Source organism: Rhodanobacter glycinis (assembly GCF_006438785.1).
Lineage (GTDB): Bacteria > Pseudomonadota > Gammaproteobacteria > Xanthomonadales > Rhodanobacteraceae > Rhodanobacter > Rhodanobacter glycinis_A.
In genome coordinates this window covers 63,161-88,077 of the sequence record NZ_RCZB01000003.1, presented here as the reverse complement: position 1 = coordinate 88,077, position 24,917 = coordinate 63,161, and the positions used below count along the sequence as shown (strand labels likewise).

General features: G+C 66.1%; 19 protein-coding genes and 1 riboswitch. Of the genes, 7 read left to right on the top strand and 12 right to left on the bottom strand.

The window, feature by feature from the left end; all coding sequences use genetic code 11:
• The first annotated feature begins 51 nt into the window (after positions 1–51).
• Entirely contained in the window at positions 52–1,452 is a 1,401-nt protein-coding gene (locus EAH75_RS10970; protein ID WP_140649393.1) for a sigma-54-dependent transcriptional regulator, read from the top strand.
• Positions 1,453–1,459: 7 nt separating this feature from the next.
• Entirely contained in the window at positions 1,460–2,788 is a 1,329-nt protein-coding gene (locus EAH75_RS10965; protein ID WP_240046141.1) for a sensor histidine kinase, read from the top strand.
• Between the two features lie 34 nt (positions 2,789–2,822).
• On the opposite strand, the gene EAH75_RS10960 is transcribed toward EAH75_RS10965, so the two are convergent.
• The 3 genes from EAH75_RS10960 to EAH75_RS10950 form a co-directional block, all read right to left on the bottom strand.
• Entirely contained in the window at positions 2,823–3,128 is a 306-nt protein-coding gene (locus EAH75_RS10960; RefSeq protein WP_140649396.1) for a GIY-YIG nuclease family protein, read from the bottom strand.
• Between the two features lie 4 nt (positions 3,129–3,132).
• A complete protein-coding gene (locus EAH75_RS10955) occupies positions 3,133–3,762 on the bottom strand; it encodes a glutathione S-transferase family protein (RefSeq protein ID WP_140649398.1) in 630 nt (209 codons plus the stop codon).
• A 91-nt stretch (positions 3,763–3,853) separates the two neighbouring features.
• Positions 3,854–5,728, bottom strand: coding sequence for an ATP-binding cassette domain-containing protein (locus EAH75_RS10950; protein ID WP_140649401.1), 1,875 nt, complete (start codon positions 5,726–5,728; stop codon positions 3,854–3,856).
• A 133-nt stretch (positions 5,729–5,861) separates the two neighbouring features.
• Between EAH75_RS10950 and EAH75_RS10945 the strand changes: the two genes are divergently transcribed.
• From EAH75_RS10945 to EAH75_RS10930, 4 genes are read left to right on the top strand one after another with little or no spacing between them, the layout of a single operon-like run.
• Positions 5,862–7,025 carry a Fic family protein gene (locus EAH75_RS10945; protein ID WP_140649403.1) on the top strand — a complete coding sequence of 388 codons (1,164 nt, stop codon included), beginning with the start codon at positions 5,862–5,864 and terminating at the stop codon, positions 7,023–7,025.
• 15 nt (positions 7,026–7,040) lie between these two features.
• A complete protein-coding gene (locus EAH75_RS10940) occupies positions 7,041–7,229 on the top strand; it encodes a hypothetical protein (protein WP_193557773.1) in 189 nt (62 codons plus the stop codon).
• Positions 7,230–7,248: 19 nt separating this feature from the next.
• Positions 7,249–7,791 (top strand): DUF6933 domain-containing protein, encoded by a 543-nt coding sequence (locus EAH75_RS10935; protein ID WP_140649405.1) that lies wholly within the window; start codon positions 7,249–7,251, stop codon positions 7,789–7,791.
• 53 nt (positions 7,792–7,844) lie between these two features.
• Positions 7,845–8,906 (top strand): GSU2403 family nucleotidyltransferase fold protein, encoded by a 1,062-nt coding sequence (locus tag EAH75_RS10930; protein WP_140649407.1) that lies wholly within the window; start codon positions 7,845–7,847, stop codon positions 8,904–8,906.
• Positions 8,907–8,978: 72 nt separating this feature from the next.
• Here EAH75_RS10930 and metK read toward each other — a convergent pair whose 3' ends face one another.
• The 3 genes from metK to dusB form a co-directional block, all read right to left on the bottom strand.
• Entirely contained in the window at positions 8,979–10,178 is a 1,200-nt protein-coding gene (metK, locus tag EAH75_RS10925) for a methionine adenosyltransferase (RefSeq protein WP_140649409.1), read from the bottom strand.
• A 226-nt stretch (positions 10,179–10,404) separates the two neighbouring features.
• Positions 10,405–12,696, bottom strand: a complete 2,292-nt coding sequence (metE, locus tag EAH75_RS10920; RefSeq protein WP_140649411.1) for a 5-methyltetrahydropteroyltriglutamate--homocysteine S-methyltransferase — start codon at positions 12,694–12,696, stop codon at positions 10,405–10,407.
• Between the two features lie 197 nt (positions 12,697–12,893).
• Positions 12,894–13,102: riboswitch (cobalamin riboswitch) on the bottom strand.
• A gap of 98 nt (positions 13,103–13,200) precedes the next feature.
• Positions 13,201–14,187 carry a tRNA dihydrouridine synthase DusB gene (gene dusB / locus EAH75_RS10915; protein ID WP_140649413.1) on the bottom strand — a complete coding sequence of 329 codons (987 nt, stop codon included), beginning with the start codon at positions 14,185–14,187 and terminating at the stop codon, positions 13,201–13,203.
• Positions 14,188–14,304: 117 nt separating this feature from the next.
• Here dusB and EAH75_RS10910 point away from each other — a divergent pair, with 117 nt between their 5' ends.
• Positions 14,305–16,086, top strand: coding sequence for a GGDEF domain-containing protein (locus EAH75_RS10910; RefSeq protein WP_140649416.1), 1,782 nt, complete (start codon positions 14,305–14,307; stop codon positions 16,084–16,086).
• Between the two features lie 60 nt (positions 16,087–16,146).
• Here the strand turns inward: EAH75_RS10910 and EAH75_RS10905 are convergent, their stop codons facing one another.
• The 6 genes from EAH75_RS10905 to EAH75_RS10880 all read right to left on the bottom strand — a co-directional run bounded on the left by EAH75_RS10905 (position 16,147) and on the right by EAH75_RS10880 (position 24,734).
• Positions 16,147–17,262: a PepSY-associated TM helix domain-containing protein gene (locus EAH75_RS10905; protein ID WP_241668932.1), complete on the bottom strand. Its 1,116-nt coding sequence runs from the start codon at positions 17,260–17,262 to the stop codon at positions 16,147–16,149.
• Positions 17,259–19,379 (bottom strand): TonB-dependent receptor, encoded by a 2,121-nt coding sequence (locus tag EAH75_RS10900; RefSeq protein WP_140805458.1) that lies wholly within the window; start codon positions 19,377–19,379, stop codon positions 17,259–17,261. The genes EAH75_RS10905 and EAH75_RS10900 overlap by 4 nt, the downstream gene beginning before the upstream one ends.
• Before the next feature lie 84 nt (positions 19,380–19,463).
• Entirely contained in the window at positions 19,464–20,735 is a 1,272-nt protein-coding gene (locus EAH75_RS10895; RefSeq protein WP_140805456.1) for a nucleoside permease, read from the bottom strand.
• Between the two features lie 121 nt (positions 20,736–20,856).
• The gene (locus tag EAH75_RS10890) at positions 20,857–21,459 is read right to left on the bottom strand and encodes a uracil-DNA glycosylase family protein (RefSeq protein ID WP_140805455.1); all 603 of its coding nucleotides are present in this window, start codon (positions 21,457–21,459) and stop codon (positions 20,857–20,859) included.
• A gap of 180 nt (positions 21,460–21,639) precedes the next feature.
• On the bottom strand, positions 21,640–23,007 hold the full coding sequence (locus tag EAH75_RS10885; protein ID WP_140805453.1) for an FAD-binding oxidoreductase: 1,368 nt from the start codon (positions 23,005–23,007) through the stop codon (positions 21,640–21,642).
• A 50-nt stretch (positions 23,008–23,057) separates the two neighbouring features.
• Positions 23,058–24,734 carry a type IV secretory system conjugative DNA transfer family protein gene (locus EAH75_RS10880; RefSeq protein WP_140649428.1) on the bottom strand — a complete coding sequence of 559 codons (1,677 nt, stop codon included), beginning with the start codon at positions 24,732–24,734 and terminating at the stop codon, positions 23,058–23,060.
• Positions 24,735–24,917 lie beyond the last annotated feature (183 nt).

The following is a 24,917-nucleotide window of genomic DNA, read 5'->3' as shown; positions in this document are numbered from 1 at the left end:
CCGCGATCGGCGCGCGCTCTTCATTCCACCCCGCAGGAATCTTTCAACAGCATGGCGCGATCGACCGCTTCTTCCACCGTATTGCTCGTCGACGACCAGGCTGACGTGCGTGAGGCGCTGCGCCTGCTGCTGAAGTCCGAGGGCATCACGAGCACCGGCGTGGACGGCCCGGCGGCAGCGCTGGAGGCGGTGCGTCAGCGCGATTTCGGCTGCGCGCTGATCGACCTCAACTACACCCGCGACACTACCTCGGGCGAAGAGGGCTTGGCCCTGCTCGATCAGTTGCGCCAACACGCGCCGGAACTGCCGGTGGTGGTGATGACGGCGTGGGGCAACGTGCCGCTGGCGGTGGATGCGCTGCGCCGCGGCGCCGGCGATTTCATCGAGAAGCCGTGGGACAACGCGCGTCTGCTCAGCATCGTGCGCACGCAGATCGCGCTGGGCGAGAGTGCGCGGCGGCAGCGTCGGCTGGAAGCGGAGAACGCGCTGCTGCGCGGCGGCAACGACGCGCTGATCGCCGAATCGCCGGCGATGCGGCGGGTGATGGAGCTGGTGGCGCGGGTCGCGCCCAGCGACGCCAACGTGCTGGTACTGGGCGAGAACGGCACCGGCAAGGGCGTCATCGCGCAGCAGCTGCATGCACAGTCGCGCCGCGCGGCGCGGGCGCTGGTCAAGGTCAACATGGGTGGCATCGCCGAGAACGTGTTCGAGTCGGAGATGTTCGGCCACGTGCGCGGCGCGTATACCGACGCGAAGAGCGAGCGCATCGGCCGCTTCGAGCTGGCCGACGGCGGCACGCTGTTCCTCGACGAGGTCGGCAACGTGCCGCCGTCGCAGCAGCCGAAGCTGCTGCGCGTGCTGGAGGATGGCGAGTTCGAGCGGCTCGGTTCGTCGCGCACGCAGCACACCGACGTGCGGCTGGTCTCGGCTACCAATGCGGATCTCGCCATCGAAGTGGAAGCGGGCCGCTTCCGCAAGGATCTGCTGTACCGGCTCAATACGCTGGAGATCCGTCTGCCACCGCTGCGCGAGCGCAGTGCCGACATCCTGCCGCTGGCGCGCAGCTTCCTCGCACGCAGCGCCGCACGCTATGGCCGCAGTGATCTGAGGCTGGCGCCATCGGCCGAACGCGCTCTGCTGGCGTGGCGCTGGCCGGGCAACGTGCGCGAGCTCGGTCACCTGATGGAGCGCGCCGCGTTGCTGGCCGAACACGACCTGGTCAGCGACTCGGCACTGGCGTTTGGTCCCGGTCCGGCAGGAATGGAATCCGCACAGGATATCGACGGCATGACCATCGACCAGGCTGAGGCGCATCTTGTGCGGCGTGCGCTGGAACGTCATCACGGCAACCTGCAGCACGCCGCCGATGCGCTCGGCATCACGCGGCAGACGTTGTATCGGCGACTGGAAAAGCATTCACTGCGCGACCCTTCGGCTGACGATGCCGATTGAACCTTCGATGCCGTCTGCACGTCGGCATCGCGCGCGCATGCCGGCGTTCGAGCGCCGGGTTCTGCTCGGCGGCTGGCTGGTGGCTCTGCCTGCACTGATCGGCATCGCGGTGCTGCTGCTGATCGGTATCCCCGATCGCGTGTTGTGCTGGAGTCTGGCGATCGCCGTGATGGTGGCCACCGCATTGATCGCACGCTGGCAGCATCGGCGCGTGGTGTATCCGCTATACACGCTGGCCGGTTTGCTGGAGGCGCTGCGCGAAGGCGACTACAGCATGCGCGGCGTGCGGGGCGGTGTGCTCGGCGATGCGATCTATGACGTCAATGCACTGGCCGATCGCCTGCAGCAGGAACGCCTGCAATTCGAGGATTCCTCGCGCCTGCTCGGCAAGACGCTGGCCGCGCTGGACAGCGCGGTGCTGGTGTTCGACCACGACGTGCGCCTGCGTCTGCTCAATCCGGCGGCGCAGCGCCTGCTCGCCGGTGATCGGAGCACGTTGATCGGTCGGCAGGCCAGCGAGCTTGCGCTCGACGCGCTGCTGGCTGCGCCGGATGCGCGTGTGATCAAGCACACCTTCCCCGGTCGCAGCGGTCGCTTCGACATCCGCCATGCGCCATTGCGCAACGAAGGTCGCAGCGGCCAGCTGCTGGTGATCAACGATGTGGGCCGCGTGCTGCGCGAAGAAGAACGCCAGGCCTGGCAACGCCTGCTCCGCGTGCTCGGCCACGAGGTCAACAACTCGCTGGCATCGATCCACTCGCTGGCTGGCACGCTGGCGACCTTGATCGAACGCGAGCCGCTGGCCGACGACTGGCGCGAGGATTCACGCAGCGGCCTGCAGGTGATCGGCAATCGCGCCGAATCGCTGGCGCGCTTCCTCGCCGGTTACAGCCGGCTCGCTGCGCTGCCACCGCCACAGAAACGCGAGTTCGACCTGGCCGCACTGGTGCAGACAGTGGCGCGGCTGGAACAACGCACGGACGTGCAAGTGGACGCGGGCGCGCCGTTGCATGTGCAGGCCGATCCCGACCAGCTCGAACAGGCGCTGATCAACCTGCTGCGCAACGCCGTCGAAGCAAGCTCGATGACGGGTGGGCGGGTGGTGACGCGCTGGCGCGCCGAGGGCGAGCGCGTATTGATCGAAATACTCGACGACGGCCCCGGCCTTCCCGGCAGCGACAATCTGTTTGTGCCGTTCTTCACCACCAAGCCGGGCGGTTCAGGCATCGGTCTCGCACTGGTTCGGCAGATCGCCGAAGCTCACGAAGGCGGCGTCAGCCTTTCCGCGCGCAGCGACGCACCCGGTGTCATGGCGCAACTCTGGTTGCCGCTGTAGGAGAACACCACGAGCGCGATGCTCTTCGGTCATGTCACGAAAGAGCATCGCGCACAGGATGCGCCGCAGTTTGCAGGCTCGCGCGCAACGCCGCGATCCGCTCATTGCGTGGCAGCCGCTTCCACGCAATTTCCAGCCGCAGCGCGTCGCCGTGACCGGCAACCCAGACCCAGCCGAGCAACTTGCGTGGCGGATTGGAGCGGGTGAAACGCGCGCCTTTGCCGCTGAGATGTTTGGCGTAGCGCAGTTCGGGATCGCGGGCGATACCGGTGTAGACGCGGCCGTCGGCACATTCCAGCAGATAGACGGCCCAGGCATCGGCGCCGGGTGCGGTGCTCATCTGCTCAGGCCCACTCGACCAGACCCTCGGCAGCGCACAGCTGTTTCCATGAGGCACGGGCCTTCAATCGTGCGGCCAGCTCGGCGAGGTGCGGCCAGCTTGTTGCCGGGCGCGGCATATTGCGCGACCAGCGCATCAACATCAGCACATACAGGTCGACCGCACTGAAGCGGTTGCCGAGCAGATACGGGCCATGCGTAGCCAGGTGCGCATTGATGCGCGACCAGCCCGCCTCGATGCCGATGCGAGCGGCCTCCTTGATACTGTCGGCGGCCGCGGGGAGATGGTCGCCGGGATAGAACCACTGCCGGAACAGCGACTGCTGCGAGTTGGCCAGGTAGAACATCCACTGCAGATAGTCGGCCCGCTGCGGGTCGTCCGCGGCCGGTGCCAGCGCGGCATCGGGGTGGCGCTCCAGCAGCAGCGTCGCCAATGCCGCCGCTTCGCCGTGCGGCACGCCGTCGATCACCAGGGTGGGCACCACGCCGTTCGGATTCAGCGCAAGATACGCCGCGCTGCGCTGCTGGCCGGCGTCCAGGTCGACCCGCTCCAGCGTGTACGGTGCGCCACATTCCAGCAGGATCAGATGCACCAGCATGTTGGCCGAGCCGGGGCTGTAGTACAGCGTATACATGGCGATCGTCCCCAGGTTGATGCACGGATGATACGCCGCCGCGCCGCCGCGCCGCCGCGCCGCCGCTTCGGCGACGCGAATGGCCGGGCGTTCAGCCGTCCAGTTCCGTCCAGCGCGCGTAGGCGGCGTCGAGTTCCGCCTGCAGCGTGGCGAGTGCCTCGTTCGCCTTGACGATGGTGGCGCTGTCCTGCTGGAAGAAGGCGGGCTCGTTCATCGCCGCGCTGTTTCTGCCGATCTCGCCTTCCAGTTGCTCGATGCGCTTGGGCAACTGTTCCAGCTCATGTTGTTCCTTGAAGCTGCGCTTGCGCCTGGACTCCGCTGGCGCGGCAACGGACGCCGCGCCTGGCGCCGCCGGCTTGGCTATCGTCGCGCTGCGGGCACCGGGTCGCTGGCGCAGCCAGTCGGTGTAACCACCGACGTATTCGCCGACCTGGCCTTCGCCTTCCAGCACCAGCGTGCTCGATACCACGTTGTCGAGGAACGCGCGATCGTGCGACACCAGCAGCAGGGTGCCCTGATAATCGGTCAGCAATTCTTCCAGCAGCTCCAGCGTTTCGACATCCAGGTCGTTTGTCGGCTCATCCATCACCAGCAGGTTGGATGGCTGCGCGAACAGCTTGGCCAGCAGCAGGCGGTTGCGCTCGCCACCGGACAATCGGGTGATCGGTGCGCGCGCGCGTTCGGGCGAGAACAGGAAATCCTGCAGGTAGCCGATGATGTGCTTGCGCTGCCCGTTGAGCTCGATGAACTCGCGACCCTCGGCCACGTTGTCCACCGCGCTGAGGCGGTTGTCGAGCTGCAGGCGATGCTGGTCGAAGTAGGCGATCTGGATGCTGGTGCCGATTTCCGCCGTGCCGCGTTGCGGGGTCAGTTCGCCCAGCATGATCTTCAGCAGCGTGCTCTTGCCGGCGCCGTTCGGGCCGATGATGCCGATGCGGTCGCCACGCATGATGGTGGTGGTCAGGTCGTCGATCAGCACGCGGCCACCGTAAGCCTGGTGGACATGCTGCAGGTCGATCACCTTCTTGCCCGACGCCTGCGCATTGGCCAGCGTCATGCGCGCGTTGCCAGTGAGGTTGCGCCGCTCGGCGCGCTCGTTGCGCAATGCCTTCAGCGCGCGCACGCGGCCCTCATTGCGGGTACGCCGGGCCTTGATGCCCTGGCGAATCCACACTTCTTCCTGCGCCAGTTTCTTGTCGAACAGTGCGTTGGCCTGTGACTCCGCGTGCAGGCGCTCCTCGCGGCGGCGCAGGTAGTTGTCGTAGTCGCCCGGCCAGTCGGTCAGTGCGCCGCGATCGATCTCGACGATGCGCGTGGCCAGCGCGCGCAGGAAGCTGCGGTCATGGGTGACGAACAGGATGCTGCCGGCGAACTGCTTGAGGAAGCTTTCCAGCCAGCCGATCGCCTCGATGTCCAGGTGGTTGGTCGGCTCGTCCAGCAACAGCACGTCGGGTTTGCGCACCAGCGCCTGGGCCAGCAGCACGCGCCGCTTCATGCCACCGGACAGCGCGGCGAAGTCGGTGTCGCCGGGCAGTTCCAGCTGGGTCAGCACCTCTTCGACGCGCCGGTCCAGATCCCAGCCGTGCTGTGCTTCGATCTCATGCTGCACGTCGCCCAGCGCCTCGAAATCGGCAGGCGTGTGCAGCTCGTGCAACAGATGGTGATAGCGCGCCAACAACCGGCCAAGATCGCCCAGCCCTTCGGCCACCACATCGAACACGCTGCCGGCGGTGTCCTGCGGTACCTCCTGTGCCATCCGCGCCACCACGACGCCATTCTGGATGCGCACCTCGCCATCGTCGGCATGCAGCTCGCCGGCGATCAGTTTCATCAAGGTGGATTTGCCTTCGCCGTTGCGGCCGACGATACATACCCGCTCGTTCGCCTCGATCGACAGATCGACGTGTTCGAGCAGGAGCGGGCCGCCGATGCTGAAGTCGACGCGTTGCAATTGGATAAGAGACATCGGCCCATTGTAGCGGTTGCCACTTTGAAAGCCGCGTTTCAGAGCTCCGATCTTATTGAAAGATTTATTGTTATTTCTTTCAAAGCTCTCTAGAGTCAGCATTTGGATCAACCGCCGCATAAGGAACCGGACCGTGGATGCTGCGGACTTTCAGTCAGCCGAAGCCGGCCGCGTGGTACGCACCCCACAGGGCCCGCCGGCCTTCGTGCCAGCGCCTCTGCCTCCCCGAGTCGATTTCGATCATGCGCTGGTGCTTGCGCTGTCACGTGCTGATGCCGCGCTTAGTGAACTGTCCGGTCTTGGTCGTCAGCTGCCCAATCCGCACTTGCTGATTGCGCCCTATCTGCGCCGTGAGGCGGTGCTGTCCTCGCGTATCGAAGGCACCCAGGCCAGCATCACTGACCTGCTCGCCGACGAGGCCGGGCAATCGCCGCAAGTGCCAGCCGACGACGTGCTGGAAGTGCGCAACTACGTCACGGCGCTGGAGCACGGCGTGCAGCGGCTCGACACGTTGCCGCTCTCGCTGCGGCTGGTACGCGAGCTGCACGAGAAACTGCTGCACGGCGTGCGCGGCGAAACGGCTACGCCGGGTCGCTTCCGACGCAGCCAGAACTGGATCGGGCCGCCGGGCAGCACGCTGGCCAGTGCGTTCTATGTGCCGCCGCCGGTCGAGGAGATGAAGCAGGCGCTCAGTGATTGGGAGCGCTACCTGCACCGGCGCGACGAGCTACCTGATCTGATTCAGTGCGCGTTGATCCACGAGCACTTCGAGGCGATCCATCCGTTTCTCGACGGCAACGGTCGCGTCGGCCGGTTGTTGATCACGTTGTTCCTGATCGAGCGCGAGCGTCTCAGCCAGCCGCTGCTGTACCTGTCCGAATACATCGAACGCGAGCGGCGCGGCTACTACGACAGCCTGCAGCGCATCCGCACCCATGGCGACTGGAACGGCTGGCTGCACTACTTTCTCGCCGGCGTGAACTGGAGCGCACGGCGGGCAGCGCGACAGGCGCGCGAGTTGATGGATCTGCGCGAGAGCATGCGCCGCAAGGTTGCCGAGTCGCCCAAGGCGCTGGCGCTTGTCGACGAGCTGTTCGCCAATCCGCACATCAACGCGGCGCGGGTGAAGGTGCTGCTCGGTGTGTCCGACCCCACCGCGCGCGCCGCGCTTGCCGAGCTGGAGCAGGCCGGATTGATCCAGGAAACCAGCGGTCGCCAATGGGGTCGTCAGTATCTGGCGCGCGGCGTGCTCAAGGCGATCGAGAATCCGACCGAAACGAATGATGACCATGAATAGCCAAGAGAACACCGCATGCCCGAATTGAACTGGCTCGGCGACCGCAAGGCCAAGGACGCCGCCAAGAAAGTGCCGTATCGCCTGCTGGAACCGCTGGCCGAGGTCGGCGATGCCGCCAGCGGCAACCTGCTGATCCAGGGCGACAACCTCGATGCGCTGAAAAGCCTGCTGCCGCTGTACGCCGGCCAGGCGATCGGCGCATGAAGGTCGCAAGGCCCCTGCGATGACCGTCTTGCGCTGCACGGCCAAACTTCTCAAGGCGATGAAAGCCAGACCGGTGGTCGAGCCTGCGCGGGCGAAGAACCGTCTTGGCGAATGGACGGCCAATCTGATCCGTGTATCGCGCATCCAGCTCGTGCTGGCGGTGAGCGAGCCGACGCGAATGGGCGTGGTGATCGACGCGGCGCCGTATGCGCTCATTCCTGAGCGCTTCGGTCAAGCGTTGTTCAAGGCGCTGCTTTATCTGGATATCCCGGCCGATATGGCGGCTGTGGAAGCCGAATCGATGCGTGACATGGAATTGGCCGCGAGCAGCTCCCGTTCGGTTCTGGGCACGTTGAACCAGTTCGCGTATCAGATCGAAAGCGATCTGTGGCATGACAAGGCGTGTTCGGCACGCGATCTGACCTGCCGTCTGGCTGAAATGGTGGTGATCAAGCCGAAGGATGTGGGGTTCCCTTCCGATCGCGTGCGCGAGGCGTTTGGCCTGGCGCCGCTGGACCTGAAGCATCGACTGAAAGCTTGGCCACTTGAGACCGTGCATTGATCCGCCAACGGGTCTGGTTATACTAAGTAAAGATAAAAACTAGTATAACCGCCATGAATCACTACACATCGCTTTCGTTGTCTGCGCAAACAGCCTATGCCCAGCTGCTGGATGCCGCGCAGGCGCTTGAGCTGGCGCGGTCAGTGGCCAACCTGCGCGGTTCGTTTGCCAGCAAGACGGTGAAGGGAAACGTCTACTGGTATTTCCAGTACACCGAGTTGTCCGGTCGCCTGCGCCAGTTCTACGTGGGCCCGGATTCGCCGCAGGTGCGCGAGTTGATCGCACAGCACGGTGACGGTCGACCGACTGCGGCATTGGAACCGTTGTCACGCTCGGCCATCGCGCTGGGCTGCGCGCCGGTGCTGGTGCCGCATTTCCGGGTAATCCGTCGGCTGTCGGACTACGGCTTCTTTCGTGCGGGCGGGGTGCTGGTGGGCACGCATGCGTTCCTGGCGTTCGGCAACATGCTGGGCGTGAGCTGGGGCGATACCTCGCGCACGCAGGACGTCGATTTCGCCCATGCCGGCAAGCAGCTGGCGATTGCACTGCCGGCGAACATCGAGATCGACACACCCGCCGCGATCGACTCGCTGAAGATGGGCTTTTTGCCGCTGGGCAGTTCGGATGGCAAGGTCGGTGGTACGTGGCTGAGCCCGCGCGATCCGGATTTCCAGCTGGACTTCATCACACCGCAACACCGTGGCGGCAAGCCCTATCGGCATGCGCAGCTGGGGATCACGCTGCAGCCGTTGAAGTTCATGGAGTATCTGCTGCAGGACGTGCAGCAGGCGGTGCTGTTCTGTACCGACGGTGCGGTAGTGGTCAACGTGCCGCATCCTTTGCGTTACGCCATGCACAAACTGATCGTGGCCGGTGAGCGAGGCGCAACCCGCGCGGCAAAGTCGAACAAGGACCTGCGCCAGAGCGCGGCGCTGTTCGCGTATTACCAGCAGGGTTCCGACTGGGCGGCGCGTGAAGCGTGGAGCGATCTGCTGTCGCGCGGGCCGGGCTGGAAGACGCGCGCCTTGCGTGGGCTGACCGCTGTCGACAAGCTTGCGCCGGAACTCGCCGTGCGCGGTTGGCTTGAATCCGCCAACCAAGAGCAGGGCCGCTGAGCAAACCATTCGACGGCAACGAAAAACGGGCCGCACAAGGCGGCCCGTTCGTTTGCAGCGCGCGAGATCGGCTTACTTCAGCCCGGCATCCTTGCGCAGCGCCTCGGCGCGGTCGGTCTGCTCCCACGAGAACGTGGTGTAGGTGTTGCCGTTGGCGTCCTTGACCTTCTGCGGGGTACGGCCGAAGTGGCCGTAGCTGGCGGTCTGCTGGTACATCGGGTGGATCAGGTCGAGCATCTTGAGGATGCCGTACGGGCGCAGGTCGAAATGCTTGCGGATCAGCTTCTCGATCTTGTCGTCGCTGATCTTGCCGGTGCCGAACGTGGTGACCGAGATCGAGGTGGGGTGCGCCACGCCGATCGCGTAGCTCACCTGCACTTCGCAGCGGTCGGCGATGCCGGCGGCCACGATGTTCTTGGCCACGTAGCGCGCGGCGTAGGCGGCCGAACGATCGACTTTCGACGGATCCTTGCCCGAGAACGCACCGCCGCCGTGACGGGCCCAGCCGCCGTAGGTGTCGACGATGATCTTGCGGCCGGTCAGGCCGCAGTCGCCCACCGGCCCGCCGATCACGAACTTGCCGGTCGGATTGATGTGGAACTTGGTGCCCTTGTGCAGCCACTTGGCCGGCAGCACCGGCTTGAGGATGTATTCGCGCACGGCTTCGATCAGGTCTTTCTGCTTGACGTCCGGATCATGCTGGGTCGACAGCACCACGGCGTCGATCGCGGTGGCGACGCCGTGCTCGTAGCGCAGGGTGACCTGGCTTTTGGCATCGGGGCGCAGCCACGGCAGCGGCGAGTTCTTCTTCTTGCGCACCTTGGCCTGCTGCTCGACCAGGCGGTGCGAGTAGTAGATCGCCGCCGGCATCATGTCCTTCGTCTCGTTCGTCGCGTAACCGAACATCAGGCCCTGGTCGCCCGCGCCCTGGTCTTCCGGGTTCTTGCGGTCCACGCCCTGGTTGATGTCCGGCGACTGCTTGCCGATCAGGTTCAGCACGCCGCAGGTCTCGCCGTCGAAACCGACTTCGCTGGAGTTGTAGCCGATGTCGACGATCACCTTGCGGGTCAGCGCCTCCAGGTCGATCCACGCACTCGTGGTGACTTCGCCGGCGACGATCGCCACGCCAGTCTTGACCATGGTTTCGCAGGCGACGCGGGCGCGCGGATCCTGCGCGAGGATCGCGTCGAGCACGGCATCGGAGATCTGGTCGGCGACTTTATCCGGATGGCCTTCGGAGACCGATTCGGACGTGAACAGGTAGTTGGACATCGCGGTATATATCCCTTTGTACGGATAGAAAGATAAATGAAGTCGGGCATGATACATGGCCGGGTCCGATTTTGCAGCCCGGAGTGTTTCGGGTGTCCACCGGGTTCGGCGCATGTTCAGCCGTTTGGACGGCTGTTCAGTTTCGTTGTGCCGGCTGGCAAGCGCGCGGCCGGCCGGGGTTGCCGGTGCGCCCCTCCCGCTATCGCTGCAGAAGGGGCGCCTCTGATCACGCCGGCAGCTGAAGTTCACGGCGCAGCTGGCGCGCGCTAGCTACCATGTGGCCCAGCGCCAGCTCCACCTCGGGCCAGCCGCGGGTCTTCAGGCCGCAGTCGGGATTGATCCACAGCTGTTCCGGCTGCAACACGTCGAGTGCCCTGTGCAGCAGGTCGAGCATTTCCGCCGCGTCGGGTACACGCGGGGAGTGGATGTCATACACACCCGGACCGATGCCGTTGGGATAGCGGAAGCGCACGAAGGTGTCGAGCAGTTCCATCCGCGAACGGCTGGTTTCGATCGAGATCACGTCGGCGTCCATCGCCGCCACCGCCTCGATGATGTCGTTGAACTCCGAGTAGCACATGTGGGTGTGGATCTGCGTGGCGTCGCGCACGCCGCCGGCGGCGATGCGGAAGCATTCCACCGCCCAGGCGAGATAGGCCAGCCAGTCGGCGCGGCGCAGTGGCAGGCCCTCGCGCAGCGCCGGTTCGTCGATCTGGATCACGCCGATGCCCGCGGCTTCCAGGTCATGCACTTCATCCCGCAGGGCCAGCGCGATCTGCCGGCAGACGGTTTCGCGGGGCAGGTCGTCGCGCACGAACGACCACTGCAGCATCGTCACCGGCCCGGTCAGCATGCCCTTCACCGGCTTGTCGGTGAGCGATTGCGCGTACCCCGACCAGCGCACGGTCATCGGTGCGGGACGGGCGATGTCGCCGTAGATCACCGGCGGCTTGACGCAGCGCGAGCCGTAGCTCTGTACCCAGCCCAGTTTGGTAAACAGATAGCCGTCCAGCTGCTCGCCGAAGTACTCGACCATGTCGTTGCGCTCGGGCTCGCCATGCACCAGCACATCCAGGCCGACGTGCTCCTGGAAACGCACGACGCGTTCGACCTCTGCCTTCAGCAGGCTGTCGTAGGCATCGTCGCCGAGCTTGCCGGCGCGGTGGTCGGCACGGGCGCGGCGCAGTGCGTCGGTCTGCGGGAAGGAACCGATGGTGGTGGTGGGCAGCGGCGGCAACACCAGCGTTTCGGACTGGGTCGCCCGGCGCGTCGGGTAGGCGGACCGGCGCAGCGTGGCCTGCGGGCTGAGCGTGCGTAGGCGGTTGCGCACTCCGGCATTGACCACGCCGGGCGCGTGCGCCTGCGTGTCCAGCAGGGCCTGTTGCGCGGCGAGCGCGGCGTGGGCCTCAGGCAGATCGGCGAGGGCATCGGCGTAGACGCGCAGTTCCTCCAGCTTCTGCCGCGCGAACGCCATCGGCGCGCGGCGCCTCGGATCGAGTGCGGTTTCCGCCTCGAGATCGATCGGCACGTGCTGCAGGGAGCATGACGGCGCCAGCCACAGGCGCTCGTCGCCGAGGCATGCCTGTGCCTTGCGCAGCAGCGGCAGCACGCGTTCGGGGCGGCTGCGCCAGATGTTGCGGCCGTCGACCACGCCGGCACTCAGGATGAAGCTGGCCGGCAGCGCATCCAGCACGGCATCGAGCTGTTCCGATGCGCGCACCAGGTCGACATGCAGCCCGTCCACCGGCAGCGAGACGGCCAGCGCCAGGTTGTCGCCCAGCGCGCCGAAATAGCTGGCCAGCAGCAGGCGCGGCGTGCGCGCCGCAGCAAGCGCCGCATAGGCGCGGCGGTACGCCGCGCGGTCGTCATTGTCCAGGTCCAGCACGAGACAGGGCTCGTCCAGTTGAACCCAGTCGGCACCGGCATCGGCCAGTTGTCCCAGCAGCTCGACGTAAGGCGGCAACAAAGCGTCGAGCAGGGCGAGGCGGTCACTGCCATCCACCGTCTTTGACAACAGCAGGAACGACACCGGCCCCAACAGCACCGGGCGTGCCCGGTGGCCGAGTTCACGCGCCTCGATGAATTCGGCCAGCGGCTTGTCGCAGGCGAGCGCGAAGCGCTGGCCGGCCTCCAGTTCCGGCACCAGGTAGTGGTAGTTGGTGTCGAACCACTTGGTCATCTCCAGCGCATGCAGGTCGTGGCCGTCGCGCTTGTGGCCGCGTGCCATCGCGAAATAGCCGTCCAGCGCACTGCCGGAAAACACCGGTCGATAGCGCGCCGGAATGGCGTCGAACAGCACGGCGGTGTCCAGCACCTGGTCGTACAGGCTGAAATCGTTGCAGGGCACGACATCGGCGCCGGCATCGACCGCCAGCCGCCAGTGCCGTGCGCGCAGCAGGCGGGCGGTGTCGAGCAGGGTTTCGCCGCCGATGGCGCCGCGCCAGTGGGATTCGAGCGCGCGCTTGAGTTCGCGCTTTAGGCCGATGCGTGGAAAGCCTGAAAAAGTAACGAGTGACATGGAAATTCCTCCTGCAATGATGGGCAAAGAGGAACGAAGGGTGGACGACATGACTGCCGCGCCGTTGACCTTCGCCCCCGCGGGCGAACCGGTGTCGACGCGGGGAGACGCGAAGCCATCGCCACGGCCACGAAGGGCGGCAGCGCACGGGCTCCGGTGTTCCCCCGCGGAAACGCCAGGTCGGGCAGAAGCGCATTCGTGCGCTTCAGGCTGAGGCAGGTATTCGGGCTCGTGGACGTATTGCGCGGCCTACTGTCCGTCGCTTCCCGGACGTGTCGGGTCCAGTGCCTGTGACGGAGGTCGTTTCCACATACCGCTGCGGGGCAGCGCCGGATTCGCACCGGCTTCCCTTGAGGTCACTACCCGATATGCATCGGGATGACTACCATCAGCGTTTCGAAATTAGACGTATGGACGTCCAAAGTCAAATGACGCCTGGCGATGCGATGGGTGCGTAACGACGTGCACGTGACGGGCGGAGCCGTCACGCTCGACAAGGATCGCTCAGGCAGCCAGGCGTTCGCCGGCGGCGAGTGCGGCGAAGTAGTCGCCGGTCAGGCGCAGCTGCTCGCTGGCCGATTCGGCGCGGTTGACCACCTGCCGGAACGCCGCGTTCTCCGGGCGGTCCTTCGCGTACCAGCCCAGGTGCTTGCGCGCGATGCGCACGCCGGCCTGTTCGCCATAGAACGCGTAGAGCTGTTCGAGATGGCCGAGCAGGATCGTGGCGACTTCGGCCGGCGCCGGCTCGGGCAGCAGTTCGCCGGTGGTCAGGAAGTGCGCGATCTCGCGAAAGATCCACGGCCGCCCCTGCGCGCCGCGGCCGATCATCAGCGCGTCGGCACCGGTGACGTCGAGCACGTGGCGCGCCTGCTGCGGCGTGTTCACGTCGCCGTTGGCCAGCACCGGAATGCGTACGGCGGCTTTCACCGCGGTGATGGTGTCGTACTCGGCGTCGCCTTCGTACTTGTCGGCGCGGGTGCGCCCGTGCACCGCCAGCGCGGCGATGCCGCAATCCTCGGCGATGCGGGCGATGTTGAGGGCGTTGCGATTGTCTCGATTCCAGCCGGTGCGGATCTTCAGCGTCACCGGCACGTCCACCGCGTCGACCACCGCCTTGACGATGCGCGCCACCAAGGGTTCGTCCTGCAGCAGGGCGGAGCCGGACCACACGTTGCACACTTTCTTGGCCGGGCAGCCCATGTTGACGTCGATGATCTGCGCGCCGTTGGCCACGTTGAAGCGCGCGGCTTCGGCCAGCATCGCCGGGTCGTAGCCGGCAATCTGCACGCTGACCGGCTCGGGCTCGCCGTCATGATCCATCCGCTGCAGCGACTTGCGCGTATGCCACAGCCGCGGATCGGCGTTGGTCATTTCCGACACGGCCAGGCCCGCGCCCAGCCGCTTGCACAGCAGGCGGAACGGCTTGTCGGTGACGCCGGCCATCGGGGCCAGCACCACGGGCGGGTCGATCAGGTAGGGGCCGATGCGCATCCGGCCATTGTAACGGCAGCACCCGGGCGGCGATGCCGTGCGCGGCGGCGGGTCTTTGCTTGCCCCGCGGCATGCCGCAGAATGGCAGATGTTCGTGCACGCCAGGGGATGGCCGCCATGCGGGGCATGCTGCTGATCTGTTTGTGCCTGCTGGCGCTGCCAGGGCACGCACGCGTTGTCGTACCCGAGCGCGATGCACTGCGTTATCGCACCGAGTCCGATCCGCGCGGCCTGATCGCGGACATGCGCCAGCAGCTCGATCACCTGGGCGACAGCGCGTCGTCCGCGCGAGAACGCGACCTGCTGTGGCTGATGGGCACCGCCGCGGTCAACGTCAACGACGACACCGCGCTGACCGAGGCCGTGCTGCGGCTGGACAGCCTGGCAAGCGCGCAGCACTTCTCCCTGGCGGCGGCATCGGCCGGCTTCCTGCGTTCGCGCCAGCTGATCGCCACCGGCATCGGCGACGGCATCAGCGAGGCCCTGCGCGCGGCCGCGAAAGTGCAGAACGATAGCAACCCCGTCGTGCGCGCCTGGGCCAGTTACAACCTGTGCGATGCCTATGCCATGAGCGACAAGGCGCGCAGCGCGCTGTCGCTGTGCGAGAAGGCGCAGGACGCCTATCGCGAACTGGGCGACACCTGGGGCCTGGCCCAGGCCGAGAACGACCAGGGCATCAACTTCGCCAACCTGGACCAGGCGGAGAACGCGATCGAGCTCTACCAGCGTTCGCGCCAGCACTTCGCCAGCATCGGCATGGACCAGCTGGTGGTGATGGTCGGCGACAACATGGCGCGCATGTACCTGAAAACCGGTCGCGTCCGCGAGGCGCTGGCGCTGTCGCAGACCCCGCTGGCGCAGGAGCTGGCCACCGGCCGGGTCAGCGACGCGCTGGTCTCGCGCGCCAACATCGCCACCGACTACGCCGCCCTCGGCCAGCCGGCGCTGGCGCTGTCTACCATCAGCATCGCCGTCACCGACGCCCGCGCCGCCGGCATGGACGGCCTGCTGCCGGACCTGCTGGCGCGGCGCAGCCAGATGAACGAGCGGGCCGGTCATTCCGCGCAGGCGCTGGTCGACGCGCGCGAAGCGATCCGCCTGCTGGGCGAGCACAATGCCAAGGCGCTGCGTGCGGACGAGGCGGCGCTGGAAACCCGCTATGCCGGCCGCGAGAGGGAGCTGCGCATCCGGACGCTGGAGCACCAGAACCGGCTGCAGGATCTGGCGCTCAAGACCGCCCGCGCACAAGCCGCCGAGCGCACCGAGGCGCAACAGCACCAGGCCTTGATCGGCATGGTCGTCAAGGGCGTGAGCGTGGCGCTGATCCTGATCGTCGGCCTGCTGTACCTGCTGCTGCGCGCCCAGCGCCGCCATGCGGCGGAGCTGCGCATCCAGACCCTGCGCGATCCGCTGACCGGCATCGAAAATCGTCGTGCCTTCATGCAGCGCGCGATGGCCCTGCTGGGTGACGGTCACGCATCGCGTCAACCGCACGTACTGATGCTGATCGACTTCGATCACTTCAAGCAGGTCAACGACAGCGCCGGCCATCCGCAAGGCGATCGGGTGCTGTCGCTGGTTACCGGATACCTGAACCGTGCCGTGGCCGCGACGGGTCACGTGGCGCGCATCGGCGGCGAGGAGTTCGCGGTGCTGTGCCCCAGGCTGGGCGCCGAGGCCGGTCTGCGCCTGGCCGAAACCTTGCGCGCGGGCGTGGCCGCGCTGCCCCTGCCGGCCACGGTGCTGCTGGACCACATCACGGTGAGCATCGGCGTGGCCCTGTTCGACGGCAGCCAGTGCCACGACCTCAGCAGCTGGATGAAGGCCGCCGACGCGGCGCTGTACTCGGCCAAATCGTTTGGCCGAAACCGCGTGGTGTCCAGCACGGTGCTGCACTGAGCCACGGGCCGCCGCGCACGCACGATTGCCCTGCCGGCGGTGCGCGGCGCGCGCTCGCGATCAGTTGCGCCGGCGCGTGCGTGCGCGCCAGAACAGGAACCCGGTCACCAAGAAGAACAGCGGCAACAGCCCGGCAAGCGCCACCGCCAGCTGCCATGCCCAGCCGCCGACGCGGCCGGCGTGCAGCGGATAGATCGCATCGTTGATGCGCGTGCCGGTGCCGTCGCGGGTGGCATCATCGCTGGCCAGCGCGCTCGCCGTGTACGGATCCAGCCAGATCGTGCTGCGCCCCACCGGATGCCATTCGCCACGCGCCTGCGCGCGGATCACGACCTGTGCATTGCGTGCGGTCGGCAGCGTCACCCGGTGCAGCGCCGCGCCCGGCATGGCCCGTTGCGCGGCTATCAGTACGGCGTTCCAGTCGATCGGCGCGGCGCGTGCGGCCAGCGCTGGCGGCGCGGTTGTTTTCGACGGGTCGCCAAACGCACTGCGCAGCACCTGTGCGGTGCCGGCGCCGTAGATCATCAAGGTACCGGTCAGGCTCACCAGCACCAGCAGCGGCAGGCTGAGGATGCCGGCGCCGCGATGCCAGCTGGCCCAGCGCCGGGTCGGCGGCTGCGCGTGCGGGCGCAGGCTGGCGAGCAGGTGGCGCCGCCCCGGCCACCACAGTAGCGGGCCGGATACCAGCAGGAACAGCGCCAGCCAGCCGATCACGCCCAGCACATGCTCGCCGCTTTTGCCGGCCAGCAGGTGGGTATGCCAGTAGTGCAGGAACTGCAAGGTGTCGCCGTTGCGCGAGCGGGTCAGCAACAGGCTGCCTTCGGCCGGATCCAGGTAGCGCCGCGTGCCATCCTTGAAATACAGCTGCCACGCCGGCAGGCCGGCCAGCGGCAGGTCCGCCGCGCGCAGGCCGCGCGGCTGCCACTCGTCGGCGATGCGCGTCAGCACTGCCGCGCGTTGCGTGGCATCGGGCAGGGCATGCGCGGCGAGTTGCGGATAGGCGGCACGCAGCCACGGTTGCTGGAACGCCAGCACGCTGCCGCTCAGCGCGATCAGCGCATACGCCAGGCCGACGCTCAGCCCCAGCCACAGGTGCAGGCGCTGCATCCATTGCCGCACGCGTCCGCGCAATCGCCACGGCGGCTGTGCCGGGGAGGCTGTGGCGGACGCGTTCAAAACACCTGCTGCCAGGTCAGCGAGAGCACGCGGCCGCGGCCGGCAAAGTACGAGTCGTTGTCGCCGACCGTTTGCGAGACGTAATTGATGAACTGCGTATTGGCCAGGTTCTGCACGCCGAGCGTCCAGTCGCCGCTGGCATCGGTGTGCCATTTCACGTAGGCGTCGGCGGTGCTGTAGCCGTCGAAGTGCGCGCTGCGCCGGCCCAGCGTGGCGAAGTCGCGGCTGTAGGCATGGCTCAGCTGAAGGTAACTCGACAGTGCATCGTTCCAACGCTGCGTCCACGACAGGTTGAGCCGGTTCGGCGCGATGTTCGCGCCGTCGAGATCGGAGTCGACCTGGCCGTCACCGTTGCGGTCGGAGCGGCCGCGATTGATCGCGAACGACGCGTTGAGCAGCGCACCGTCGACCGGCTGCCAGTTCGCGCGCGCCTCCCAACCGCTGATCGCCACGCGCTGGCGCATCACGTTGTAGACCTGATTCGGCGCGTCGAACACCAGCACCGAGCCGAGCTTCGAGCGCGAGGTGTAGTAACTCACCCGCGCGCCGTAACGATCGCCGCTGTAGTCGATGCCCAGTTCGCGATTGTCCGACACCACCGGCTTGAGCCCGAGGAAACCGGCCACGTCCTGGCCAGGTTTGTTGATGGCGCGCAGCACGCGACCCACGTCGGGCAGGGTGTAGCCCTCGGCGTAGCTGGCGAACACGTTGAGCTGGCCGGTGAGATACCAGACCGCACCGAAGTTCGGCAGCGTCTTCTTGAAACCGGTCGAGCCGCCCTGCACGGTGACCCCGTTGTACGCCGCCAGCGTCTGGAAGGTCGGCACGTCGAGCGTGCCGTGCTCCTGGCGCAGACCGCCAGACACTGACAGCGTCTGCAGCGGCCAGTATTCGGCTTGCAGGAACGGCGCCCAGCCGGTGTAGGTGCTGTCGGGCACCCAGTGGCGGCCGGTATGGGTCAGTGCCTGGAAGGTGGTATCGCGATAACCGTCGGCACCGACCAGCACGGTCAGCTTGTCGTCGAGCAGGCCGCGTTTGGACCACGACAGCCGCGCGCCGTCCTTGGTCGACACGTTCTGCGACTGGTCGAACAGGTTCGGGCCGTAGGCGGGGTCCTGGAAAGTGGCGAAGCGACCGCCGCCGAACAGTTCGCGATTCTTCTGATGGTAGAGCTGCGCGCGCAGCTCGCCGCCGGCCAGCTGCGGGTCGCGGTAGTCGAGGCTGCTGGTCAGCACGCGGTTGCGCGGCGCATCGCCGGGCTGCCTGCCACGTGTCGAGGTGGTCGGCAGGTTGGCGGCCATGTCGCCCGGCACCGCGGTGTAGTTGCCGTTGCCGTCGAGGTCGAAGCGATTGACGGTCAACTGCAGATGGCGCGCGCCGGCAAACTCGTAGCCGAACTTGGCGAAGCCGTCGCTGCTTTTCGAATCCATCAGGTCGCCCTGGGTGCCGTCGACGCCGATCAGCCGCCCCTTCGCGTCCGAATACATGCCGCGCTGGCGCCACGACGCGCCCACCACCATGTCGAACGTGCCGCTGCGCGCGCCCAGCAGGTACGCCGCGCCGTAACCCAGGCCGTCGCCGCCGCGGGTCGGTGCGCTGGTATTGACGGTGACTTCCTGGCGTACGCCGTCCTGCTTGGGCGCCTGCTTGGTGATGATGTTGATGATGCCGCCGGCCGCGCCCAGGCCCTGCATCGCATTGGAGCCTTCCACGATCTCGATCCGCTCGATCATCGCCGGGTCGATCGTGTAGCCATCGCGCGAGCCGTTGCGCAGCGGGCTGGACTGCGGCACCCCGTCGACCATGTACAGCGGGTTGCGTCCGCGCAGGGTCTGGCCGCGGGTGCTCAGCTTCTGGGTCGACGGCGAGAACGACGGCACCAGGTTGCCGATGGCGTCGCCGAGGTCCGGCGTCAGCGCCAGCTGCTGGCGCAGGTCCTCTTGGGTGATGACCGTGATCGTGGTCGGCAGCGCGCCCTGGCTCTGCGGCATGCGCAGCGTGCTGGCGGAAACCTCGACCCGCTTCAGCGCTACGGCGTCCTTCTGGTCCGCGGCGTGGGCAATGCCGGCGAGCGCGAGCGCGCAGGCAAAAACGAGTGGACGAACGGAAAATGACATGCGGGGCCTCCTGTGGGGACCCGCATCTTAAATGATAATGATTCGCAATAACAATCAGGCGACACCCGCCGCCCGCCGTCACCGTCAGCCGTGCAGGGCGCCTTCCGTGGGTTGCACCACCACGGCCCGCACGTGCCGGTGCTTGAAGAAAATCGCGAACAGCACGGCCACCACCAGCGAGTACGACGCGAACGTCGTCCAGATGCCGGGCCAGTCCTTGCTGCCGTCGGCATGGGTGAACCACAGGTCGATGATCACCCCGCTGATCGAGCTGCCCAGGATCGCGCCGATGCCGTTCGTCATCAGCATGAACAGACCCTGCGCGCTGGCGCGGATCGCCGGGTCGCTCTGCTCCTCGACGAACAGCGAGCCGGAAATATTGAAGAAGTCGAATGCCATGCCGTACACGATGCACGACATCACGATCATCCACAGCCCCGGCCCCGGGTTGCCGTAGGCGAACAGGCCGAAGCGCAGCACCCACGCCAGCATGCTGATCAGCATCACCGTCTTGATGCCGAAGCGCTTGAAGAAGAACGGGATCGCCAGGATGAACAGCGTTTCGGAAACCTGCGAGATCGACATGATGATCGCCGGATAGCGCACGGCGAGCATGCCCTTGTACGCATCGACGTTGGCGAAGTCATGCAGGAACGTATCGCCATAGGCGTTGGTCAGCTGCAAGGCCGCGCCCAGCAGCATGGCGAAGACGAAGAAGATCGCCATCTTGCTGTTCCTGAACAGCGCGAACGAGGTCAGCCCCAGCGTATCCAGCCATGACGTGTGCGCCTGCCCGCGCAGGCGCGGCGGGCACTTCGGCAGGGTGAACGCATACAGGCCCAGCAGCAGCGACGCGCCGGAGGCGACGTAGAACTGGCCGCCGGAGGTTTCCAGGTGCAGCAGGCTCACCATCCACATCGCGGCGATGAAACCGATCGTGCCCCACACCCGGATCGGCGGAAACACCAGCACCACGTCCGCGCCGTTGGTCTTCAGCGCGTTGTACGCCACCGCGATCGCCAGCGAGATCGTCGGCATGTAGCACATCATGTTCAGCAGCATCACCCAGAACAATGTGCCCGGGTTGTCGATCGAGGGCACGATGAACAGCACCACCGCGCCGCCGATGTGCAGCAGGCCGTAGAGCTTTTCCGCATTGAGCCACTTGTCCGCCACCACGCCCATCAGCGACGGCATGAACAGCGAGGCGATGCCCATGGTCGAGAAGATCGCGCCGAACTGCGCGCCCGACCAGTGCCGGTACTGGAACCAGTACGCGCCGATGGTGATCAGCCAGGCTCCCCACACGAAAAACTGCAAAAAATTCATCGCCACAAGACGGAGCTTGATGCTCATCGACCGATAACCCGCATATTGGTTTTCCCCAGGCAAGGCCGAGGGAACACCCCGTGGCCACAAAGCCTAGGCAGGTTAGATGAATCGGCGCCCGACCGGCAAGGCGCGCTGCAGCGCCGCTTCAATCCGCATCGACGTCGCGCAGCAGCAACCGCACGCGTTCGCGCAACACCGGCAGCAGCTCCTGCTCGAACCACGGGTTGTGCATCACCCACGGTCGATTGCGCGGGCTGGGATGCGGCAGCGGCAGCAACCCGTGGGCCAGGTGCGTGCGCCACGCGCGCACGGTGTCGGTCAGCGAGGCGGCCCGCGCCGTACCCAGCATGCCTACCTGCGCGTACTGCCCGATCACCAGGGTCAGTCGCACCTGCGTCAACAACGGCAGCAGGGGCGGGTGCCAGGTCGGCGCGCACTCCGGCCGCGGCGGCAGGTCGCCACCGCGGCCGCTGCCGGGAAAGCAGAAGCCCATCGGCACGATCGCCACGCGGCCGGCGTCGTAGAACGTGTCGCGATCGATGCCCAGCCACTCGCGCAGGCGATCGCCACTCACATCGTCAAACGGCACCCCGCTCAAATGCACCTTGCGTCCCGGCGCCTGGCTGACGATCAACAACCGCGACGTGGCCGACGCCTGCAGCACCGGCCGCGGGCCCAGCGGCAGATGCGCCTCGCACAGGCGGCAGGCGCGGATCTCCGCGAGTAGAGGTTCGACAGGATCAACCACAACACACCGTCGTCATTCCGGCGCAGGCCGGAATCGCATGGCGAGGCCGTCGGATTACTGCATGAAGTCCGATGGCTTCGCGCACGACCGGCATGGGATGACCAGCTTCGCTGCCGAAAGAGCGCCTCCGGGCCGCGCCGTAATGACGGTGAGGGCAATGATGAAGCGTGTCGATGGGACTCAAGGCAGCAGCTTCCCGGGATTGAGAATCCCATCCGGGTCAAACGCGGCCTTGATGTTTCTCATCAGCCCCAGCGTCTCACTCGACAGCGCCAGCGGCATGAACTCGCGCTTGACCATGCCGATGCCGTGCTCGCCCGACAGCGTGCCCTCCAACGAGATCACCAGCGCAAACACGTCGGCGAGGCAGGCATGCGCGCGTTCGCGTTCGGCCTCGTCGCGCGGCAGCAGGTTCACATGCAGGTTGCCGTTGCCGGCGTGGCCGAAGGTGACGATCAACACATCGTGCTGCGCCGACAGCCGCTTGATGCCATCGACCAGCGCGGGCAGGTGGCTGACCGGCACCACCACATCCTCGTTGATCTTGTTCGGCGAGATCGTGCGTTGTGCCGGCGACAACGCCCGGCGTGCGGCCCACAGCGCACGGGTTTCCTCGGCGCTCTGCGCCACCCGCAATTCCTCCAGTCCGTCGCCGCGTGCGGCAGCAGCCACCGCCTCGACCGCGCTGTCCAGTGTGGCCGGTTCGCCATCCACCTCGATCATCAGCATCGCGCCGGCCAACGGCACGCTGTCGCCGCCGTGTGCGCGCGCCAACTTCAGCGCCACGTCGTCGATGAACTCCAGCGCGCACGGCGTCACCGGCTGCGCCATGATCCGCGCCACCGCACGCGCCGCCGCGCCCACATCTCTATAGGTCGCGCGCAACGTGCGCAGGCCCGACGGCTTCGGCGTCAGTTTCAGCGTGGCCTCGGTGATCAGCGCCAGCGTGCCTTCCGAGCCGATCAGCAGCCGAGTCAGGTCATAACCGGTCGCGCCCTTGCTGGTATAGGTGCCGCAGCGAAAGCCCTCGCCGCTGCCGGCCACCGCGCGCAGGCCCAGCGTGTTCTCGCGCGGGCTGCCGTACTTCACCGCGCGCGGCCCGGCCGCATTGCACGCCAGGTTGCCGCCGACGCTGCACCACGGCGCCGAGGTGGGATCGGGCGGCCAGAAGAAACCGTGCGGCGCCAACGCCTGCTGCAGGTCGCCGTTCAACACCCCCGGCTCGACCACCGCCAGGCGGTTGTCCGGATCGATCCGCAGGATCCGGTTCATCCGCTCGAAACTCACCACCACGCCGCCGTTGACCGGGACTGTCGCGCCGGTGGTATTGCTGCCGCGCCCGCGCGCGATCACCGGCACCTTGTGCGCGCGGCAGGCCTGGATCAGCGCTTCGACCTGTGCGTGTTCGGTGGGGAACACTACGGCTTCCGGAAGCGCGTGCAGGCGGGAGTTGTCGTAGGAGTAGGCGATGCGCTCGGCTTCGCCGATCGAGAGCGCATCGCCCACGAAGATCGTGCGCAGCGTATCGAGAAGGAAAGGAGGCAGCATCCGCCAAGTCTAGCGCCGAACCGGCGCGTGGCAGCCGATGTCGCCTCAGCCTAGACCGCAAGCCTTGGAATATCGACCTTGGGTAGCAGGCGAACGGTGAAATATTTGTCCTGGTAGTAGCGGATCTTGTTGCACATGACTGGATGCGGGATGCCTTCGTACAGGAAGACTTCCTTCTCATTCCCCATCTCTTTCAACTCCTGGGGAAGCATCAACGCCCGACGCTCTTCCGAGTGGCTGCGGGATGTCTCGCGTCCGCGCGTAATGTTCTCCTTGCGCACGGTGGTATAGCCAAGCATGTCGGAGTAATCGTTGGCGTCCTGTTGCTCGCGTGGCGCGAACACGATCTGCAGCGCGTGGTTGGTGATCAGCGCGCGCGACACGTCTTTCCCGTAGGTGGCGTCGAGCTGCGACATGCTCTGGATGATCGGCAGCAGCCGCAGATTGTAGCCGGCCATGAACGAAACGGCCGAGGCAATGATCTCCACCCTGCCGATCGAAGTGAACTCGTCCATCAGCAGCAGGCACTGGTATTTCAGCGACGGATTGGTCTGCGGCAGCTCCTTGGTGTTCAGATTGATCAACTGGCTGAAAAAGAGATTCACGATCAGCCGGCTCTCCGCCAGCTTGTTGGGCTGGATGCCGATGTAGATCGTCATCTTCTTTTTGCGGATGTCGGTCAGCAGGAAATCGTCATCGCTGGTCGCCGCGTCGAGCACGGGATTGATCCATGCATTGAGTGGCTCCTTGAACGTGCCGAGGATCGAGGCAAACGTTTCGTTCGCCTGCGACAACAGGTTGGCAAACGCGGATCGCGCATTGCCGGTGAGGAAGGCCTGTTGTGCCAGCAGCTGATAGAGCTGTTTCAGGTCCGAGCCATCGCCTGATGAAAGCCGGTAAACGGCGCCGAGCGTAGGCTTGCTGCGCAACTGCAGCGGGATGCTGTTCCTTTCGTCGTCATCCCATTTCTCGAACAGGTATAGCGTGAAGGCCATGAATGCGTTGCGCGCCTGGCTCACCCAGAATTTATGATCGTCCGCGCCGTCTGGATAAAGCATCGCCCCGATGCTCATCAGATCCGAAACGCGGAAGGCAGGATCCTTCGACACATAGCTCAGCGGGTTCCAGCGGTGACTGCGTCGATCTTCTGCAAAGGGATTGAACAGATAGACTTCCTGTCCCTGGCTGGCGCGCCAGCCGCTGGTCAACTCGTAGTTCTCCTGCTTGATGTCGAGAACCACCATCGACTCGCCGTATTCGAGCAGGTTCGGGATCACCACGCCGACACCTTTGCCCGAGCGTGTCGGTGCGGCGAGTATCACGAACTGCTGCCCGCTCAGCCTGACCAAATCGCCCTTGTACTTTCCGACCAGGATGCTGCTGTCCGTGCGCTTGAACATACCGTGCCTGCTCAGGTCGCCACCGTGGGCGAAGCGGGCATCGCCGTGGATGGACGGCTTCTTCTTCCGGGCCATGAAATACAGCGCCAGCAACCACAGCAGGGCCGGCAGGCCGAAACCGATATAACCGCTCGCCTTGATGCGGCCAAGGTACGGTTGAACTTCCGGCAGACTCAGCGCGCGCAGGTAGCCCAGATAGGTATTCCACTTGAGCAGGCCAGTATCCAGCCGGAGGAACAGCAGCGTCAGGAACCCGGAAAAATATTCGCCCGCCGCCAGCCCGATCAGCGCCAGGAATATCGCCCAATACCACTTGCCCCTGTTCATGAAGTTCTATCCTGCGATACGTATTTTTGAACGCACTTCATATTCAATCTAAGGTCCCATACGCGTAGCGCGCCATCCGTCGGCTGTTTCTCGTGGCGCGTAGTGCGAATTACGAAAGCGCGCACGCTTCGTTGAGGGGGCAAAGGAGTCGGCGCCGAGCATCCGGTTTGCGGGATTACACGC

Bases quoted from the DNA above. Each gene is read 5' to 3' on its own strand.
- EAH75_RS10970 (WP_140649393.1), top strand. From the start codon at position 52: ATGGCGCGATCGACCGCTTCTTCCACCGTATTGCTCGTCGACGACCAG.
- EAH75_RS10965 (WP_240046141.1), top strand. From the start codon at position 1,460: ATGCCGTCTGCACGTCGGCATCGCGCGCGCATGCCGGCGTTCGAGCGC.
- EAH75_RS10960 (WP_140649396.1), bottom strand. From the start codon at position 3,128: ATGAGCACCGCACCCGGCGCCGATGCCTGGGCCGTCTATCTGCTGGAA.
- EAH75_RS10955 (WP_140649398.1), bottom strand. From the start codon at position 3,762: ATGTATACGCTGTACTACAGCCCCGGCTCGGCCAACATGCTGGTGCAT.
- EAH75_RS10950 (WP_140649401.1), bottom strand. From the start codon at position 5,728: ATGTCTCTTATCCAATTGCAACGCGTCGACTTCAGCATCGGCGGCCCG.
- EAH75_RS10940 (WP_193557773.1), top strand. From the start codon at position 7,041: ATGCCCGAATTGAACTGGCTCGGCGACCGCAAGGCCAAGGACGCCGCC.
- EAH75_RS10935 (WP_140649405.1), top strand. From the start codon at position 7,249: ATGACCGTCTTGCGCTGCACGGCCAAACTTCTCAAGGCGATGAAAGCC.
- EAH75_RS10930 (WP_140649407.1), top strand. From the start codon at position 7,845: ATGAATCACTACACATCGCTTTCGTTGTCTGCGCAAACAGCCTATGCC.
- metK (WP_140649409.1), bottom strand. From the start codon at position 10,178: ATGTCCAACTACCTGTTCACGTCCGAATCGGTCTCCGAAGGCCATCCG.
- metE (WP_140649411.1), bottom strand. From the start codon at position 12,696: ATGTCACTCGTTACTTTTTCAGGCTTTCCACGCATCGGCCTAAAGCGC.
- dusB (WP_140649413.1), bottom strand. From the start codon at position 14,187: ATGCGCATCGGCCCCTACCTGATCGACCCGCCCGTGGTGCTGGCCCCG.
- EAH75_RS10910 (WP_140649416.1), top strand. From the start codon at position 14,305: ATGCGGGGCATGCTGCTGATCTGTTTGTGCCTGCTGGCGCTGCCAGGG.
- EAH75_RS10900 (WP_140805458.1), bottom strand. From the start codon at position 19,379: ATGTCATTTTCCGTTCGTCCACTCGTTTTTGCCTGCGCGCTCGCGCTC.
- EAH75_RS10895 (WP_140805456.1), bottom strand. From the start codon at position 20,735: ATGAGCATCAAGCTCCGTCTTGTGGCGATGAATTTTTTGCAGTTTTTC.
- EAH75_RS10885 (WP_140805453.1), bottom strand. From the start codon at position 23,007: ATGCTGCCTCCTTTCCTTCTCGATACGCTGCGCACGATCTTCGTGGGC.
- EAH75_RS10880 (WP_140649428.1), bottom strand. From the start codon at position 24,734: ATGAACAGGGGCAAGTGGTATTGGGCGATATTCCTGGCGCTGATCGGG.